Consider the following 17,304-nt stretch of genomic DNA (forward strand, 5'->3'; position numbering starts at 1 on the left):
CCAACACGGCCTCCGCCACGGAGGGCGCCGCGGCGGGGCCGCCGAAGGCGTCCAGCGCCAGCGCGCAGCTCGCCGTGGCGTAGTAGGGCGAGGCGTGCCACCGGTCGGTCCAGCTCCCGTTCGGCTCCCTGCGTTCGGCGATCCAGGCCGACAGGTCGGCGATCGTCTCGGCGTAGCGGGGCGCGGCGTCGGGGCGCCGGGCGACGTACTGGCCGAAGGCGTCGAGAACGTGAGCGTTCACACTGACGGACGTGCCCTGCTCACCCGGCCAGGTGGCGAAGTGCGTGCCGGAGCGGAAGCGCCACAGGCAGTCCGGCTCGTACGGCACCCCCGCCAGCGCCAGCGTGTAGAGCGCCACCGAGGTGGTGTCGGCGTCGGGCGGCAGGCCGTACCCGGCGGGCGTTCCCTCGGGCCCGATGGCGGCCCTGATGTCGGCCAGCATCTCGGGCGGCACCTCGACGGGCACCCCGGCGCGTACCAGCCAGCTCAGCACCCAGCTCCGCTCGAACACGGTGATCGGCAGCCCCACGGGCACCGGGCCGCCGTGCAGCCGGACGACGTCCTCCAGGTGCCGTCTGGCGGACTCGCCGTCCGCGCCGGTCCCGGAGCGGCCCAGCCAGGCGGCCGTGGCGGCGGGGGAGGCGCCGACCGTGCCGATCACCGTCGGGCGGATGCCGGGCGCGCCCGCCGCCTCCGCGCCGGCGATCTCCAGCGCGTGCAGCAGCTTCTCCGGCACCTCCGCCCCCGACCTGACCCACTCCCTGACGAGCGTGAGCGTGTCGTAGGTCATGCCCTCGGGCAGCGGCAGCGGAGCGTGACCCGCGCCGAGCGCGCCGAGGTGCTGGTTGATGAGCGCCACCAGCGACGGCACGATGTGCTCGATCGCCGGCATGTCGGGCAGGTCGAGCCGGCCCGCCAACCAGCCGCCGAGCACCGACAGGCCGCGCTCGGCCGTCTCCAGCAGGAGGGCCCGGTCGGTGCCGGGGTCACTCCGGGTGAGCGCGGCCAGGACGCCCTCGGTGGCGCTGAGCGTCGGCACCAGGCCGTAGCCGTCGGGCGCGCCCCAGGAGCCGTCGGGGCGCTGCGTGCGGGCGAGGTAGCCGATGCGCTCGCCGTGGCCGGTCAGCCAGGGGGCGAGGGAGACGAGGCGGCCGGTCTCGTACACCGAGGGCGACACCTGCCCCCAGGGGCGCAGCATGAGGCTGGCGATCAGGTCGTTCGCGACCGCGGTGAGGTCTTCCGGTCCGGTGGTGAGGTCCACGGGGTTCACGCCGCCCGCCGCCGTTCGACGGGGTGCAGGCGCAGCCACAGCTTCTCCTTCGGCCGTACGGACGCGCCCGGCAGCGGGGTGAGCCGCTGCGGGTTGGTCAGCTCCGGCCGGTAGCGGCTGAGCATGTTGGCGATGACCAGCGGCGCCTCGACGTAGAACAGGTGCTGGCCGAGGCACACGTGCGGGCCCGCGCCGAACGGGATGAAGGAGTAGCGGTGCTTGACCACGGCCTTCTCGTCGGCCCACCGGTCGGGGTCGAACACCTCGGGCCGGTCCCAGAACTCCTCGAGCCGGTGCGTCGTGTACGGGCTGACCAGCACCTGCGAACCGGCCTTGATGCGCATGCCGCCGATCTCGGTGTCGTTGACCGCCTGCCGCGGGACGATCCAGGCCGCTGGATAGACCCGCAGCAGCTCCTGGAGCACCATCCGCAGGTACGGCAGCCGGCTCACGTGCTCGGGGCGTACCGGCTCGCCGCCCACGACGTCGTCGATCTCCTGGCGCAGCCGGGCGTTGACGTCGGGGTGGTCGTGCAGCGCCGACCACAGCCAGGTCAGCGACATGGCGGTGGTCTCCGACGCGGCGCCGTAGATGCTGACCAGGTCGTCGCGCACCTGCTTGATGTCGGCCTTGCCCTCCTGCTCCAGACGGGCCGCCAGCAGCTTGGAGACGACCTCCTTGCTGGCGGTGTCCCCCTCGCGCTGCGCCTGCTCGATGAGCGGGTAGACGATCTCGTCGATCTTCTGCGCCGAGCGCAGGAAGGCCCGGTCGCCGGGCACCTTGATGGAGTACGGGGCGAAGGGGAACAGCAGCCGGAACCCGATCGACGTGGCGCACGTGGCGAACTCCGGCGCCAGCCGCTCGGCGGTGTCGCGCGAGATCCGGCCGCCGAACAGCACCTTGATGACGGCCTGGTTGACGATCGTGGTCATCTGGTGCTCGCCGTCGATGGGGCGTCCCGAGGCGGCGAAGCCGTCCAGCTCGACCATGCACTCGTCGATGTTGTCGGCCATGTCGTCGGCCAGCGACGCGATGTACCGCGGGGTGAAAAGCGGCGCGAGGATCTTCCTGGCGGACGCCCACGCCTCGCCTTCGCCGAGGATGCTCTGGCCGGTCACGCGGTGCAGCGGGCGCCAGAACATGCCCTCGCGGGCGAAGTTCGTCCATTCGGTCTTGAGTACCTGCTCCACGTGCTCCGGATGGGAGACCAGATACGGCCGGAAGGGGCCCAGGTTGACCTGGACGATCCGGCCCGCGGCCCCGGTTCCCATGTTGACCAGTTCCGTCACCGGGTCTTTCACCAGCTTCGGAAGGGCCCGGTAGAAGGGGACGACGTGGGGAGTGGACACGGAGGTTTCCGTGGGGTGCGGCATGGCGGCGATCCCCGATCAGAGAGCGTTATGTAGCTAGAAGTCGGCTATGTGAGGATTTCTCACTCATTGAGTGATTATCGTACGAAAGTGCGTGTATGATCAAGCTTGGGCGAATGGTGAGATGTTGCCCATCTTGTTCATTCACGGAGGAATGATGGTGGTCGGCTCCACTCGTACTCCGGCTTCTGGCTCCCTCACCGGCGTCTTCGACCAGTCGTTTCTCCCGGGTTCGATCGGGTGCGCCACTCCGGGGCCGCCTGTGCCGGCGGTGCTCGGGACGCGGGTCAGCTCTGTGGACATCTGTCTCACATAACGGACATGTAATGACGGATGTCAAATCCACAGTGGAGTATCACATGCTTCTGCATGGATTTTCAAGATCAACCGGAGGTAGGAGCACCCGATGAACGTCAGCCGGCCGGGCGTTCTGCCGCAGGGCGCCGACTCCCTGGCGCGCTACCGGAGCCTGCTCGAACCCGCACTGCGCGAGGCCGTCGGCGCGCTGCACCCATGGGGCGCCAGCATGGCCGCGTTCACGCTGGGCTGGTCGGACGTGGACGGCAGCCCGCGGCAGGGCGGCGTCGGCAAGGGCGTCAGGCCCGCCCTGGTCATGCTCTGCGCCGAGGCGGTCGGCGGCAGCGCCGAGTCCGCGCTGCCCGGCGCCGTCGCGGTGGAGCTGGTGCACGCCTTCTCCCTGGCGCACGACGACATCATCGACCGCGACGAGCTGCGCAGGCACCGGGCCGCGCTGTGGAAGGCGTACGGCGTGGGGCCCGCGCTGCTGACCGGTGACGCGCTGCTGGCGCTGGCCGTGGGCCAGCTCGCCGGACGTCCCGAGGCGATGCCCTACCTGTCGGCGGCCCTGATGGAGCTGGTCCAGGGGCAGACCGCCGACATGGCCTTCGAGAACCGGCCGTGGCGGGGGCCCGGCGAGGTCACCGTGGACGAGTACGCCGAGATGGCGGCGGGCAAGACCGGCGGCCTGCTCGGCGCCGCCGCGGCGGCGGGCGTGGCTCTGGGCGGCGCGCCCGAGCTGGCCGGACGCATGTGGGACATGGGACGCGACCTCGGCGTGGCCTTCCAGATCGCCGACGACATCCTCGGCATCTGGGGCGACCCGCGCCTGACCGGCAAGCCCGTCCACAGCGACCTGCGGCGCGAGAAGAAGACCCTGCCCGTGCTCGCCGCGCTCGCCGGCGGTGGTCCCGCCGCCCGCGAGCTGTCCGACCTGCTCGTCTCCGGCGTGGACGGCGAGGAGGCCGCACGGCACGCCGCCCACCTGGTGGAGGCCGCCGGCGGCCGGGCCGGCGCCGAGGACCTGGCCCAGCGGTACGTCACCGCCGCGCTCGGCGTGCTGGACGAGTGCCTGCCGGACGCCGCGGAGCTGCGCGCCCTGTGCGGCTCCCTGGTGCACCGGGCCAGCTGATCGGCCAGCGGATCGGTCAGCGGATCGGCCGGCGGATCGGCCGCTGACCGGGTCGGGGGCGGGTCGTTCCGCGTGGATGCGGCCTGGCGATAATGGCGGGATGAGATCCATCGGCAATTCCGACCTGTCCGTTTTCCCGATTTCGCTCGGCACGAATGTGTTCGGCTGGACGGCGGACAAGGAGACCTCGTTCGCGGTGCTGGACGCGTACGTCGAGGGTGGCGGCAACTTCCTCGACACCGCCGACGTCTATCCGGCCTGGGAGACGGGGGAGTCCACGTCCGAGATCATCATCGGGGAGTGGCTGGCTGCGCGCGGCAACCGGGAGTCCGTCGTGCTGGCCACCAAGGTCGGCATGCTGGAGGGGCGCAAGGGCCTGGCCGAGGGCACGATCAGGGCGGCGGCCGAGGACTCGCTGCGGCGGCTGCGTACGGACTACATCGACCTCTACTGGGCGCACGTCGACGACCAGGGGACGCCGCTGGCGGAGACCCTGGGCGCCTTCGACGCGCTGGTCCGCGAGGGCAAGGTCCGTTACGTCGGGGCGTCCAACTACGCCGCTCCCCGGCTGGCCGAGGCGCTCAAGATCTCCGACGAGGAGGGCCTGGCCAGGTACGTGGCGCTGCAGCAGCCGTACAACCTGGTCGAGCGCGGCTACGAGGGCGAGCTGCGGGACGTCGTGGCCCGCGAGGGGCTGGCGAGCACCCCGTACGCGGGGCTCGCCCGCGGCTTCCTGACCGGCAAGTACGCGCCGGGGATCACCGTGGACAGCCCCCGCGCACCGAGGGCGGCCGAATATCTGGACACCCCGCGGGGCCCCAGGACGCTGGAGGCACTGACCCAGGTGGCGGAGGGCCGCGGCATGGCGCCCGCGACGATCGCGCTGGCCTGGCTGGCCGCCCAGCCGACGGTGGCGGCGCCGATCGCCAGCGCGCGCACCGTCGAGCAGTTGCAGCCTCTGCTGGCGGCGGCCGGGACGACGCTGACCGCCGAGGAGCTCACGCTCCTGGACGAGGCATCGCGTCCCTGACCGCCCGCCCGCTCAGGACAGGCCGTGCTCCCCGCACCAGGCCTCGACACCGCCGGCCTCGCCCTCGACGACCTGCTTCCAGTGCGGGTCGGCGTTGATCGCCTCGCCGACGGAGGAGTGGGAGGCGAAGACGGCGGTGAGCCCGGTGATGCGGAAGATCTTGGAGATGCGCTCGGTGGTCATCACCAGCGCCAGCGAGCCCTCCAGCGTGCGCAGCCGCTTCAGGCCGCCGACCAGCACGCCGAGGCCGGTCGAGTCGAGGAACTCCACCGTGCTCAGGTCGGCGACGATGTGCACGACGCCCTGGCCCGCGAGGTTGACCACCTGCTCCCGCAGCTTCGGAGCGGTGAACACGTCGACCTCACCGGCGATCTTGAGCACGGCACAGTCGCCGACCGGTCCTACCACCTCGATGCGGATGTCTTGCATGTCGCGCCTCACCATCGGCCGTATCAGTCGGCCTGTCATCGGCAACATTGACGGGGAACTCTGTACATTGACAGTACTGCCGCGATCGCCCCGCCGTCAACGCTTGACTGTCGGTGTCATCGTGCAGAATGACACCTCGAAGGGGTGATCACATTGCGGGTCGAAGAGGCCATCGGCCGCCAGATCGCACGCCTGCGCGCCGAGCGCGGCATGTCACTGACCGAGCTGGGCGAGGCGCTGGGCCGCTACCTCGACCGCCCCTGGAGCCGCCAGGCCGTCCACCAGGCCGAGCGCGGCCAGCGCTCCTTCACCGCCGCCGAGCTGACCGCGCTCGCGCTCGTCCTCGACACCTCCGTCCCGGTCCTGTTCCGCGCCGAGAACGACCGCATCGAGCTGCCCGGCGGCGCCGTCTCACCCGAGGACTACCGCGGCGTCCTGCTCAACCGAGAGCCCGACATGCCGCTCGACGGCGTCGAAGAGCTGATCATCGCCCTTCACGACATCGGCGAGGTCCTCTCCCGCCCCGCCCTCGCCCGCCTTGCCCGCATCGGCCGCGTAGCCGACCAGGTGGCCGCCGACCAGATGGCCGCCGACCAGGTGGCCGGCCCCGACCCCACCCCCGACGGCTCAGTGACCGGCTGACACGTCCAGGTGGCGGGGGGTGAGGAGCCAGACCGCCAGCGTGCCCGCCAGCATCAGCACGGCGCCCGCCGCGCTCGTCACCACCAGGGACGCGGTGAACGCCGCCCGCGCCTGCTCGGCCAGCGCCGCGCCCGCCGCGCCCAGTTCGCCGGCCACGCCGAGCGCCCCGCCCAGCGACTCCCTGGCCGCGGCGCCTGCCCCGCCGAGCGCAGGCGCGTCGAGCCCCGTCCGATAGACGGCCGCCGCGACGCTGCCCAGGACGGCCACCCCGAGCGCGCCGCCCACCTCGTAGCTGGTCTCCTCGATGGCCGCCGCACTGCCCGACTTCGCGGGCGGCGAGCCCGACATGATGGCCGCCGAGGCGATGGCGAGGGAGCCGTTCCCGAGACCGATCAGCACCAGTGCCACCGCGACCGGCCAGTAGCCGAGCGGGCTCGGCGCCGCGTACAGCAGCAGGAAGGCCAGTCCGGTCAGGGCCAGCCCGCCCGTCAGCACGGTACGCGCGCCCACCCGCCTCGCCAGTGAGGGCGCCAGCGGCGAGGCCACGACGGCGGCGAGCGCGGCGGGCAGCAGCCGTACGCCGGTCTCCAGCGGCCCGTACCCCTGCACGAGCTGCATCCACTGGGCGAGCAGCAGCAACACCGACGCCATCGCGATGGACGTGACGAGCGCCGTCACGACACCGGCCGAGAACGGCGCGCTGCGAAACAGCCGCAGCTCAAGCAGCGGGTCAGGCCGCCGCAGGCAGCGCAGAGCGAACCACCCGAGCGTCACCGCGGCGACCGCGCCGGCCGCCAGGGCGGCGGGAGAGGCGAGCCCGTCCTTGCCGAACGTCTTGACCGCGTACACCAGCGCCACCATGCCCGCCATCGACAGCGCCGTGGCCAGCGCGTCCCACCGGCCGGGGGCGGGGTTCACCGACTCGGGCAGCAGGAACACCCCGGCGCCGATCGCGACGGCCATGACCGGCACGTTCACCAGGAACGCGGCCTGCCAGCCGAAGTGCTCGAGCAGCAGCCCGCCGGCGATCGGGCCGAGCGCGGCGCCGGTCGCGGCCATCGCCGCCCACACGCCCAGCGCCTTCGCACGCTCGTCCGGGTCGGTGAACAGATGCCTGATCAGCGAGAGCGTGGACGGCATGATCATCGCGCCGCCGACGCCGAGCAGCGCCCGTACGGCGATCACCTCGGTCGCGCCGCCGGCGACGGTGACCGCCAGCGACGCCAGCCCGAACGCCGCGAACCCGGCCAGCAGCATGCGCTTGCGCCCCCACCGGTCGCCCAGCGCGCTCGCCGTGACGAGCAGCCCGGACAGCACCAGCGAGTACGCGTCCACCATCCACAGGAGCTGCACCGAGTCCGGCCGCAGGTCCTCGGAGATGGCGGGCAGCGCCACGTTGAGCACGGTCATGTCCATGACGACCATCAGCACGGACGCCGACAGCACGACCAGCGCGGCCCACCGCCGTCCCCGGCTCATCCCCGGCCGCCTTCCGCCCGCTCACGCTCGCCCCCGAGGCCGTCCGCGCCGGTGCCGTGCAGGAACGTGGTCTGCAGCAGGCGGTGGACGTCGCGCCGGGCCACGTCGCCGTGGCGCAGGCTCTCGCGTACGGTCACCATCAGCCCGAACACCGTGTTGCTCACCCAGCGCACCGGGAGGTCGGCGCGGAGCACCCCGGCGCGCTGGGCGGCGGCGTAGAACTCCAGCTCGCGCTCCTCCAGCTCGTCGGCGCGCCGCCGCAGCTCGGGCTCGATGACGAGGGTGTAGTCGGTGAGGCCGAAGCCGTACTCGTCGGCGATCTCGACCATGCCGGCGACCAGCGCGTCCAAAGCCTCGGCGAGCGCGCCGGGGTCCTGCGAGCCGGTCGCCGCGACCAGCCCGCAGCGCTCCTGCACGTGCTCCCACTGGTCGTGGGCGCGGTGCGCGAGCGCCAGCATCAGCTCCTCGCGGCTGCTGAAGTGGCGGTGCAGGGTCGCCCTGCTGACACCGACGGCCTCGGCGAGCTGGGCCATGGAGGCGATCGGGTTCTCATTGAGGTGATGGATGGCGGCCTTCATGATCTGGTCGCGCGTCACAGCCATGGTGAAGCACCTAGGTTTCGTATGAGACACTTTTGTCTCATACGCTACACGGCAGGTCCGCGTGCTGCGGATCGAGTGACACGCGCGACACCCCTCTCGTCCCGATGGCATGGCGAGGCACTTCCGCTCCGCATTAGGGTGCTGAGCTGTGGTGATCGGTGACGCCCGCACGCGCATCCTGGACGCGGCGGAGGAACTGTTCGCGGGCCGCGGCTACGAGGCGACCACGACCGCGGTCATAGCGAAACTTGCGAAAGTGCCCAAGCGGCTGATTGCTCAACACTTCCCCGACAAGATCGACCTGCTGGTCGCTCTCGTCAACGAACGCGCCGTCATCGAGGAGGGCCGCGAGGTCGACGCCGTGCCGGGCGACCTGGCCGGCACCCTCGCCCGGCTTGCCCGCGCCCTGCCCCTGCGGGCCTCGCCGGCCATGCGGCGGATCCTGTTCCGCGAGGCCGACACCCACCGTTCCGTCAAGGAACGGCTCGGGCGGCTCAACGGCGAGCTCGTCAGGCGGGCCAGGTTCGCGCTGGAGCTGGCCACGCCCGGGGCGCGCGGCGACGCGGCCAGGCTGGAGGTGGCGGCGGCCATGTTCGCCGCCGCCCTGCTCTACCAGGAGAACCTGTGCCAGCTAACCGGCCACCAGATCGACCCCGACGCCGTCGCGGAACTCATCGCCCACTCGCTGGTGCTGGTCTGACAGCTCGTCCAGCGCCGTGCGCAGGTGGCCGAGCAGGCCCCACACGTCGTCCACCCGCTCGGGGCAGGCGACGATGCCGAAGTCGAGCATGCCGTCGTACGAGAAGCAGGTGATGGTCAGGCCGCCGCTGACGTCGGTCAGCACCGACAGCGGGTAGTACGACAGCACGCGGCCGCCGCACAGGTACAGCGGGAACTGCGGGCCGGGCACGTTGCTGACGATCAGGTTGACCGGCGGGAAGGCCATGCCCGCCAGCCGGAAGACGGCGGGCGTGGCCAGGCTGGTGACCGGGGCGGGCAGCAGCGAGCACAGCTCGCCCGGCCACGTCGCAGGCGCCAGCGCGAACCTGCGCTTGGCCCGGCCCATCACCGCGCCCATGACCCGCAGGCGCTCCTTCGGGTCGGGGACGTTCGTCGGCACGGGCGCGACCATGGCCGAGATCTGGTTGCCGACGAGGTCCTTGCCGCCCGGCCTGCGCACCGCGACGGGCACCGCCACGACCAGCGGCTCGTCGGGCAGCGCGTCCCGCTCCCGAAGCCACGAGCGCAGCGCGGACGCGCACAGCGTCATCACCACGTCGTTGACGCTGATGGCGTTGGCCTTGGCGACCTGCTTGACGTCCTTGAGCGGCAGCGATCCGAACGACAGGTGCCGCCGCGCGCTGATCGGCCCGTTGAACGGCGTCCGCGGCACCACGAGGCTGGGCAACTCCGGCCGATGCCGCCTGTCCCCACTGACGGCCCGCGCCGCCCTGGCGATCAGTCTCGCCCCGGGCAGCCCGGCGGCCAGCGGAATCGCATCAAGGTCCGCCGCCACCCTCATCACGGACCGGGCAGCCCGCAACGGCTGCGTAGCCCCATGCAGTACGGCCGAAGCCAACATCCCCACCGGCCCCGGCTTCGTCCCGCCCCCTACCCCCGCCACAGCGGTGCCCCCCACCCCGGCCTCCGGCCCAGCGTCCGTGACGGGTACGACCTCCACGCCCGTCCCCGCCTTCGCCTTCTGGCGCCGAGCCGTTCGCGGTGTGGGAGAGGGCGAGTGGTGGCCTTGCCCGATGCCGTCCGGGGGGAGGTGGCCGTCTGGGGGGAGGTCGAGGAGGGCGGCAAGGGTTTCGGCGCCGGAGACGCCGTCGATGGCCGCGTGATGCACCTTCGTGTAGACCGCGACCCGCCCGCCCCGCAGGCCCTTGATCAGGTGCATCTCCCACAGCGGTCGCGTGCGGTCGAGCCGGCGGGCGTGGATCTCGGCCACCGCCTCGGCGAGCCGGCGGTCGTCGCCCGGCGCGGGCAGGGTCAGTTCGAAGAGGTGGTGGTCGATGTCGAAGGCGGGGTCGGCGACCCAGTAAGGGTGGTCGAGCCCCAGCGGCACCTCGGCCAGGCGCAGGCTGAGCGCGGGGGAGAGGTGCAGGCGTGCCTGCAGCAGCGCCGCCAGCGAGTCGCGGTCCACGGCCCCGTCCGCCGGGTCGAGCACCGCCAGCCCCGCCACGTGCGCGACGGTGGTGGCCGTCTCCACATGGAGGAACTGCGCGTCGAGCGCGGTCAGCTGACGCATCGGCTCTCCTTTTCCCTGGGATGCGGGCAGCATCACATGACGGGATTTCTGGAAGGTTTCCCGCCGAGTCCTCCAGATGAATTCGGCCGCGCCGGACCCGGCCTTTCCCGTAATCAAGGACGAGGCCGGGGATTGTTGCCTTTTCCTAGTCGAGAACGACGTGCACGGGATGGCGCACGACCGCGTCGAAGTGGTAGCCGAAGGGATGGCGAGGCCGGGTGAGCGGCTGCGTGGCGCCGGTCTCGTCGGTGGCGCGGGCCATCAGCAGGCGGGTCCCGGTGCGCCGGGGCGTCCACTCCACGTGCCACGGCAGCCAGGCTTTCGCCAGGTGGTGACCATGGTGCTCGGCCATGCGCCAGGTGAGCCCGCCGTCCGTGCTCACCTCGACGCGGACGATCCTGCCCTGCCCCGACCATGACCGCCCGCGCAGGATCCGCGTCCTCGACAACGGCACCCGCGCATTCCACGCCAGCTCGAAAGCACTCTTCACCGGCTGCGTGGTGACGTCCGGGTAAAAGACGGTGTTCCATGGAGTGAAGAGCGGAACGGTGGAGACTTCCAGCTCCCCGAGCCATTTGATGGACGCGATTCCCACCCATCCCGGCACCACCAGCCGCACCGGAAATCCGTGGTCGGGAGGGAGCGGCACGCCGTTCATTTCGTACGCCACGAGCACGTCGTCCATGGCCTTGTCGATGGGCAGCGGCCGGCGTACGTGGCCGTGCTCCTCGAACGGCGCGTCGAGCCCGATCGCCAGCACGTCCACCGCTTCGGGCAGCACTTCGACCTCCTTGAGCAGCTGCTTCAGCGGCACCCCGCGCCAGCGCGCCACCCCGATACCGCCGAGGCCCCACTGGGTGCCGGGTGCGCCGTCGTGCTGCTGCGTCCGGTAGAAGCGCCGCCCGTTGCCGGCGCACTCCAGCGCCACGTCGTACGTACGGGACGGCATGGCCCGCAGCTCGTCATGAGTGAACGCCCGTGGCCGCCGCACCCCCGGGCCGTGCACCTGCAGCCGCCAGGTGGTGACGTCGATGAGCGGGGTGGAGGTGTGGTTGCGGACGAAGAACCGGTCGTTCGGCGTGTGGTAGCCCAGCCCGGCCATGGCCTCCCACCGCATCTCGGCGCTGTTGCCGTGCACCCGGAACAGGTGGTCGGGCAGCGGCTTGATGATCGGCGCCGTGGCTTGCCTCATGCAGCATCACCTCGTTGTGACTATTTCCTACCTGGAAACCATTTAATCTCCTGCGGCTGACTCCGCGCGCCCTTCCTTGACGAAATCTGCCTCACCTGCTCCGGAACGTTCCACACCCGGACACCTACCCGCCCCCTCATCCCCCCACCAACCCTCACTAACAGGAACTCTCCCCTGATGCGCCGCCGATACGAAACGACTGCACCGTAAGGGGCGGCCGTGTCGCCGGCCGCAGGGTGAGGAACCCTCGTCTGATGTGCCGTTGGTGCGTGCCGGCTGGAGCGTGATGGGTGGCCGTGTTGCCGGCCGGAGGGTGAGGGGCTCTCGTTTGATGTGCCGTCGATGCGTGAGGCTGCCTGTGAAGGATGGCCGTGTCATCGAGGGGGAGGTGAGGAATTCTCGCCTGAGTTGCCGTCGATGTGCGGCGGCTGCACCGTAAGGGGGGCCGGGTCGGTGAGCGGAGGGTGTTGAGCGGGCGTGAGCGAGGCGTGCGTGGACAGGCTCCTTGGACAGGCCCCGTGGACAGGCCCCGTGGACAGGCTCCGTGGACGGGCCCCGTGGACAGGCTCCTTGGACAGGCTCCTTGGACGGGCCCCGTGGACGGGCCCCGTGGACGGGCCCCGTGGACGGCGGCAGCTCCGCCCGCTTGTCGTGCTTCGTGCCGGGCCTCGTACGGACGGGAGCCGCCCGGGCGAACCGGCCGTGCGTCACCGGCCCAGGAAGGCGAGCAGCCGATCGAGGGGCCAGGTGTTGATGACGTCGTCCGTGGTCAGCCAGGCCCGCTGTGCGATGCCGACCCCGAACCGCTGGTGGGCCAGGTGCGGGATGGCATGGGAGTCGCTGTCGATGGAGAACTTCACCCCGTGGTGCCGCGCCAGCCGCACGAGGTCGGACGGCAGGTCGGAGCGGTCGGGATAGGAGTCGATCTCCATGGCGGTGCCGGTGCGCGCGGCGGCGCGGAAGACGGCGTCCCAGTCGGCGTCGACGGCGGGCCGCTTGCCGATCTTGCGCGTGGTGGGGTGGCCGATGATGTCGACATAGGGGTTTTCGCAGGCCGCGATGAACCGCCGGGTCATCTCGTCGCGCGACATCGTGAAGTGGGAGTGCACCGAGGCCACGCACACGTCGAACTCCCGCAAAATCTCCCCGGGCCAGTCGACCGAGCCGTCGGGCGCGATGTTGAGCTCGGTGCCGTGGAGCAGCCGCATGTCCGGATAGCGCGCCTGCAGCTCGGCCACCCGCCCCCGCTGCTCCAGCGCCTTGTCCAGGGTCATGCGCTGCATCGCGAGGTCGGGCGCGTGGTCGGTGACCGCGTAGTAGGAGTAGCCGCGCACGTGACCGGCGGCCACCATGTCCTCAAGGCTCGCGATGCCGTCGGTGAGGTCGGTGTGGGTGTGCAGGTCGCCCTTGAGGTCGCCCAGCTCGACCAGCACCGGCAGCTCGCCCGCCAGCGCCGCCTTGACCTCGCCGCCGTCCTCGCGCAGCGGCGGTGGCACGTAGTGCATGCCCAGGGCGTGGTAGATGTCCTCCTCGGACTCGGCGGCGATCACCCGGTCGCCCTCGAACAGCCCGTATTCGGACAGCTTCCAGCCCTTCTTCACCGCCATCTCACGGATGGCGACGTTGTGCTCCTTGGAGCCGGTGAAGTATTGCAGCGCCGCGCCCCACGACCCGGCCGGCACCACCCGCAGGTCGACCTGGATGCCGGCGGTGGTGCGGATGGAGGTCTTCTTGTCGCCGGCGGCGATGACCTCGGCGACATAGGGCTGGGCGCGGAAGTCGTCCATGATCGACTCGGGCGCGACGGCGAGGATGTCGATGTCGCCGATGGTGTCCTTCATGCGCCGCAGCGACCCGGCGTAGGCGATGCGCTCGGCCTTGAGCGACCCCATGACCTGCTCGGCCAGGGCCATCGCGATGCCGATGTGCACCCGGCGGCCCGACTGCTCGAGCTGCTCGACGCCCTTGAGCAGGTTGGCCAGGGTCTTGGGGCCGAGGCCCTTGACGCCGTCGAGGCGGCCCGAGGTGATGGCCTCGCTCAGGGCCACCGTGGAGTCGATGCCGAAGTCCTCGTACAGCATGATCGCGGTCTTGGGGCCGAGCGAGGGCACCTTGGTCAGCCGCCGCACGCCGTCGGGGACGCGCCCGCGCAGGTCGTCGAGCTGGCGAAAGCTCCCGCGCTGCAGGAACTCCTCCATCTTCTTCGCGATCGCCTCGCCGACCCCGGGGACCGAGCGCACGTCGACGATCGAGATGTCCTCAGGGAAGCCCGCGATGGCCTTGGCCGCCTTCTGGTAACTGCGCACCCTGAAGGCGTCGCCGCCGGTGAGCGCGAACAGCTCCGCGTATTCCTGCAGCGCCGCCGCAGCCTCCTCGTTTGCCCGCATGCCCATACCTTAGGACCTCGCTCCGACAATCTTGCGCGCCCGCGAGCGAGGCCCCAGGGCAGGTGTCAGAAGCGGACCTCGCGCGGCCGGTACGGCTGCTCCAGGAAGGCCGCCTCGTCGTCCGACAGCGTCACCGAGACGGCGGCCAGCGCGTCGTCAACGTGCCGTTCCTTCGTGGCGCCGACGATGGGCGCGGTGATCTCGGAGCGCCGCAGCATGGCGGTCTCGGCCGACGAGCCCGCCCTGGCCAGCACGCCGCGCGCGCCAGCGGGCTCCACGGGATGACGCCCACGCCCTGGTCGGCGCAGAGCGGCAGCATCTCGCGCTCCTCCTCGCGGTAGAGGAGGTTATAGCTCTGCATTTCATGCATGATGTGCTCCAAGAGCCCGACAGCATCCCCCGTTCCGGTCGTCTCCTACGCTCGCATCTCAGCGGACGGCAAGGGCGACGAACACGGAGTACGCGACCACCACAAGGTCAACGGTGAGACCGCCATGAGGTACGGATGGACGGTCGTCCACGAGTTCACCGACAACGACAAGTCGGCGGCGAAGGCCGACGTCGTGCGCGACGGTTTCGAAGCCATGCTGAAGGCGCTGAAGGCGGGCAAGCTGCCTGACGGTAGGACGGTCTCAGGCGTCGTGGTGCTGGCCGACGATCGGCTGACCCGCCGTCCAGGCGATTACGAACGGTTCGTGGAGGCGTTCACATACCGGGCCGGTCGCGTGTTCGCCGACGCGCGGGGCACCAAGGACCTGTACAGCGAGGACGTGGAGAGCATGGGCCTGTTCGGGGCCGTCATCTCCAAGATGGAGGTCCGCAAGATGCAGCGCCGCATGCGCCGCTCACACCGGGCTCGAGCGGAAGAGGGCAGGCCCTCAGGCGGGCCGCGTCCGTTCGGCTGGAAGTCCGACCGGTTGACCCTCGACAAGGTGGAGGCCGATCTTCTGCGGCGGGCGGCTGCCGACTTCCTCACCGGGCGCTCTCTGCACTCGATCGTCATGGAGTGGCAGGGCATGGGCATCAAGACCTCGCTCGGGAACGACTGGAGCGTGCGGTCCTTGAAGGTGGCGTTGCTGAGCCCTCGTATCTGCGGCTGGCGCGAACTGGATGGGGAACTGGTTCGGGACGCGAGCGGCGAACCCGTGCAGGGCAAATGGGCTCCGATCATCACGGGCGACGAGTGGAACGCGATCCGAGCCGTGTTCGGCGCACGCAAGGGACACTTCATAGGGAGGGACGGGAAGATCGGGAAGCGGCATCCCACCGACTACCGGGACCCCACATACCTGCTGTCAGGCATCCTGCGCTGCGGCAACACACTGCCAGACGGCAACCTCTGCAACACGCCTCTGCGGGTCAACCGGGGCAAGGACGCGCTCCACCACGTGTACACGTGCCTGAGCAAGGCCGAAGGAGGTTGCGGGGGCGTTTCCAGGCGCGGTGATCTGGTGGACCTCTTCGTCTCCGAGGCGGTCCTGGCGAAGCTCGAAGAGGGCACGCTGGTCGATGCGTCGGACGATGGGGGGTGGGACAAGGAAGAGCTGTTGAAGGACTCGGTCAGCCGCTTGGAGGAACTGACCAGGCAGTGGCAGGCGAAGGCGATTGGCAACGAACTGTTCTTCTCGCTCGCACCCGGCTTGGAGAAGGAGATCGCCGACTACCGCGCCGAGAAGAACAAGCGCGACGCCTCTGCCAAGCTCCGGCAGTCACGAACGGTGACCGACTTCGAGAAGATCCGGAAGCGGTGGTACCTGCCCGAGGACGAGGGCGGCCTGCCGATCTCGACCAAGCGGACGTACATTCGGGAGGCGTTGCACGCAGTGATCATGTATCCGGCAGGCAAGGGAAACAAGAAGTTCGACCCCGACAAGCTCGACCCTATTTGGCGGGAAAACTGATTCGGGACGTCCGAGACGTCTTCCTGCTCAGGGGAGGGGCCGTCCCTTGCTTTTCAGGGAATGGTCCTCGGCCAGGTCTTCCAGGGCTACACCGTGGCGGAGCATCGCTGTGCCCTGGTGTCGGTGTGGGTCGGCCTCGTCGTGTGGTGCGACTGCGAACGGTTCTGGTGGCGTACGGGCTGGGACGAGGGCAGGAAGCGCGCCGTCTATGCCTGGCATCCCATTCTGGAGCCAGCCAGAGCCGCCCGCCGAGTTGCCCGCCGTTATGCCGACGTTCGCCGATCCCAGCCCTGGTCTGGAGAGATCTTCTCTGTGGCCGCCGAATCTGCTCAAAGGTCGAGCACGGCGTGACCGGGCAAAGCTTGTGGCGGCTGTCTGGATGCCGCGTCCGGATCTCCAGCATGGAGCACAGTCCGACGACGACACGAGTGTTCGGATCGCTGATGACTGGTCACAGCGGGGTGGGTGATCTCCGTCATGCGTAATAGCCGCCTTGCGTTCGTTCAGCTCGATGGGCCAGCGGGTGATCTGCCGCAGGGCATACGACGCTGGATGGTGCACTGGGATGATCTCACCGAGCTGCCTCGACAGTTCGGCATGCCTGGACTGAGGAAACGGAGCCTTGAAGGTTGATTTCGCCATCCCGGTGCGCCCTAATCCCAAAAGAGGGCGTCCCTAACAATTCTTGCACTCGCTGTACAGTAAGGTGTCTGTCTCCATGGAGATGGACCTTACTTGCCCCTTTTGGTTCCGTCGGAAAAAGGTCTGAGATGCCATTTAGCCTCGCTTCATGGTTTCCGTCCGGCGCCACTTGCGGCGTCTCAGGAGCGGCAAGATCGTTTGGGTTAGAGCCCACAAGAGACGCGGCCCCTCCGCTTCCGCTCCCGCGCCTGTGCCCAGCTCCGATGCTGGTGGGCCTGGCGCTTTCTGGTTCGTGTTGGCCGCCCTGATCGTTATCGGGCTTCTGTCGGGCGGCGTCGCGACCTATGTGAATTCGACACCGGTCGCTTCCGAGACGAACGAGGCGTCACGGTCGGCGACTCCTCGTCCGGCCAGCCTTCCGCCGGGTCCTGAAGGGAGGCTGGCCGCGCAACTTCGTGACGCGAGAAAGAACGCGGGACTGTCGCAGAAAGAGGTCAGCGTGCGGACCGGAATCGCCCAATCGACGATCAACGATTTTGAGCGCGCACTGGCCGTCCCAAGTGCTGAGAGCATGCAGGCGCTCTATTCCGTCTATGAGCCCTCGTACGACGAGTGGACTGCGCTCGTAGTCACCCGATCCGAGATTCGCTAGCAGGTCGGCCGGATGATGCGATGGGCCA

14 protein-coding genes and 2 pseudogenes are annotated in these 17,304 nt (G+C 70.2%); 6 read left to right on the forward strand and 10 right to left on the reverse strand.

Annotated elements, in window-relative coordinates; translation table 11 throughout:
- The coding region (locus tag ABZW11_RS35710) for a prenyltransferase/squalene oxidase repeat-containing protein (protein ID WP_355427184.1) at window positions 1-1,309 on the reverse strand (1,309 nt) is incomplete at its 3' end.
- Window positions 1,267-2,619 (reverse strand): cytochrome P450, encoded by a 1,353-nt coding sequence (locus tag ABZW11_RS35715; protein WP_355427187.1) that lies wholly within the window; start codon window positions 2,617-2,619, stop codon window positions 1,267-1,269. The genes ABZW11_RS35710 and ABZW11_RS35715, both read right to left, overlap by 43 nt.
- Window positions 2,620-3,046: 427 nt before the next feature.
- Here ABZW11_RS35715 and ABZW11_RS35720 point away from each other — a divergent pair, with 427 nt between their 5' ends.
- Together ABZW11_RS35720 and ABZW11_RS35725 are read left to right on the forward strand one after the other, a co-directional pair.
- A complete protein-coding gene (locus ABZW11_RS35720; RefSeq protein WP_355427190.1) occupies window positions 3,047-4,069 on the forward strand; it encodes a polyprenyl synthetase family protein in 1,023 nt (340 codons plus the stop codon).
- Between the two features lie 100 nt (window positions 4,070-4,169).
- On the forward strand, window positions 4,170-5,099 hold the full coding sequence (locus ABZW11_RS35725; protein WP_355427192.1) for an aldo/keto reductase: 930 nt from the start codon (window positions 4,170-4,172) through the stop codon (window positions 5,097-5,099).
- 90 nt (window positions 5,100-5,189) lie between these two features.
- Here ABZW11_RS35725 and ABZW11_RS35730 read toward each other — a convergent pair.
- Window positions 5,190-5,528, reverse strand: a pseudogene (locus ABZW11_RS35730) (STAS domain-containing protein); the annotation flags it as partial.
- A 144-nt stretch (window positions 5,529-5,672) separates the two neighbouring features.
- Here ABZW11_RS35730 and ABZW11_RS35735 point away from each other — a divergent pair.
- On the forward strand, window positions 5,673-6,170 hold the full coding sequence (locus ABZW11_RS35735; protein WP_355427195.1) for a helix-turn-helix transcriptional regulator: 498 nt from the start codon (window positions 5,673-5,675) through the stop codon (window positions 6,168-6,170).
- Here the strand turns inward: ABZW11_RS35735 and ABZW11_RS35740 are convergent.
- Window positions 6,156-7,649, reverse strand: a complete 1,494-nt coding sequence (locus tag ABZW11_RS35740; RefSeq protein WP_355427198.1) for an MFS transporter — start codon at window positions 7,647-7,649, stop codon at window positions 6,156-6,158. The genes ABZW11_RS35735 and ABZW11_RS35740 overlap by 15 nt on opposite strands.
- The gene (locus ABZW11_RS35745; protein WP_355427201.1) at window positions 7,646-8,251 is read right to left on the reverse strand and encodes a TetR/AcrR family transcriptional regulator; all 606 of its coding nucleotides are present in this window, start codon (window positions 8,249-8,251) and stop codon (window positions 7,646-7,648) included. The genes ABZW11_RS35740 and ABZW11_RS35745 overlap by 4 nt, the downstream gene beginning before the upstream one ends.
- Before the next feature lie 148 nt (window positions 8,252-8,399).
- Between ABZW11_RS35745 and ABZW11_RS35750 the strand changes: the two genes are divergently transcribed.
- Window positions 8,400-8,951, forward strand: coding sequence for a helix-turn-helix domain-containing protein (locus ABZW11_RS35750; RefSeq protein ID WP_355427203.1), 552 nt, complete (start codon window positions 8,400-8,402; stop codon window positions 8,949-8,951).
- On the opposite strand, the gene ABZW11_RS35755 is transcribed toward ABZW11_RS35750, so the two are convergent.
- From ABZW11_RS35755 to ABZW11_RS35775, 5 genes and pseudogenes are all read right to left on the reverse strand, one after another.
- Window positions 8,883-10,502 carry a wax ester/triacylglycerol synthase domain-containing protein gene (locus ABZW11_RS35755; protein ID WP_355427206.1) on the reverse strand — a complete coding sequence of 540 codons (1,620 nt, stop codon included), beginning with the start codon at window positions 10,500-10,502 and terminating at the stop codon, window positions 8,883-8,885. The genes ABZW11_RS35750 and ABZW11_RS35755 overlap by 69 nt on opposite strands.
- A gap of 145 nt (window positions 10,503-10,647) precedes the next feature.
- Window positions 10,648-11,694, reverse strand: coding sequence for a sulfite oxidase (locus ABZW11_RS35760; RefSeq protein ID WP_355427209.1), 1,047 nt, complete (start codon window positions 11,692-11,694; stop codon window positions 10,648-10,650).
- Window positions 11,695-12,401: 707 nt separating this feature from the next.
- Entirely contained in the window at window positions 12,402-14,081 is a 1,680-nt protein-coding gene (gene polX, locus ABZW11_RS35765) for a DNA polymerase/3'-5' exonuclease PolX (protein WP_355427212.1), read from the reverse strand.
- A 65-nt stretch (window positions 14,082-14,146) separates the two neighbouring features.
- On the reverse strand, window positions 14,147-14,359 hold the full coding sequence (locus ABZW11_RS35770; protein ID WP_355427342.1) for a hypothetical protein: 213 nt from the start codon (window positions 14,357-14,359) through the stop codon (window positions 14,147-14,149).
- Between the two features lie 23 nt (window positions 14,360-14,382).
- A pseudogene (locus ABZW11_RS35775) lies at window positions 14,383-14,451 on the reverse strand (hypothetical protein); the annotation flags it as partial.
- A gap of 1 nt (window position 14,452) precedes the next feature.
- Here ABZW11_RS35775 and ABZW11_RS35780 point away from each other — a divergent pair.
- Both ABZW11_RS35780 and ABZW11_RS35785 read left to right on the forward strand, forming a co-directional pair.
- Window positions 14,453-15,982 (forward strand): recombinase family protein, encoded by a 1,530-nt coding sequence (locus tag ABZW11_RS35780; RefSeq protein WP_355427336.1) that lies wholly within the window; start codon window positions 14,453-14,455, stop codon window positions 15,980-15,982.
- A 934-nt stretch (window positions 15,983-16,916) separates the two neighbouring features.
- Window positions 16,917-17,276, forward strand: coding sequence for a helix-turn-helix transcriptional regulator (locus tag ABZW11_RS35785; protein WP_355427215.1), 360 nt, complete (start codon window positions 16,917-16,919; stop codon window positions 17,274-17,276).
- Window positions 17,277-17,304: the final 28 nt, after the last annotated feature.

Source organism: Nonomuraea sp. NPDC004580 (assembly GCF_040609855.1).
Taxonomy (GTDB): Bacteria; Actinomycetota; Actinomycetes; order Streptosporangiales; family Streptosporangiaceae; genus Nonomuraea; species Nonomuraea salmonea.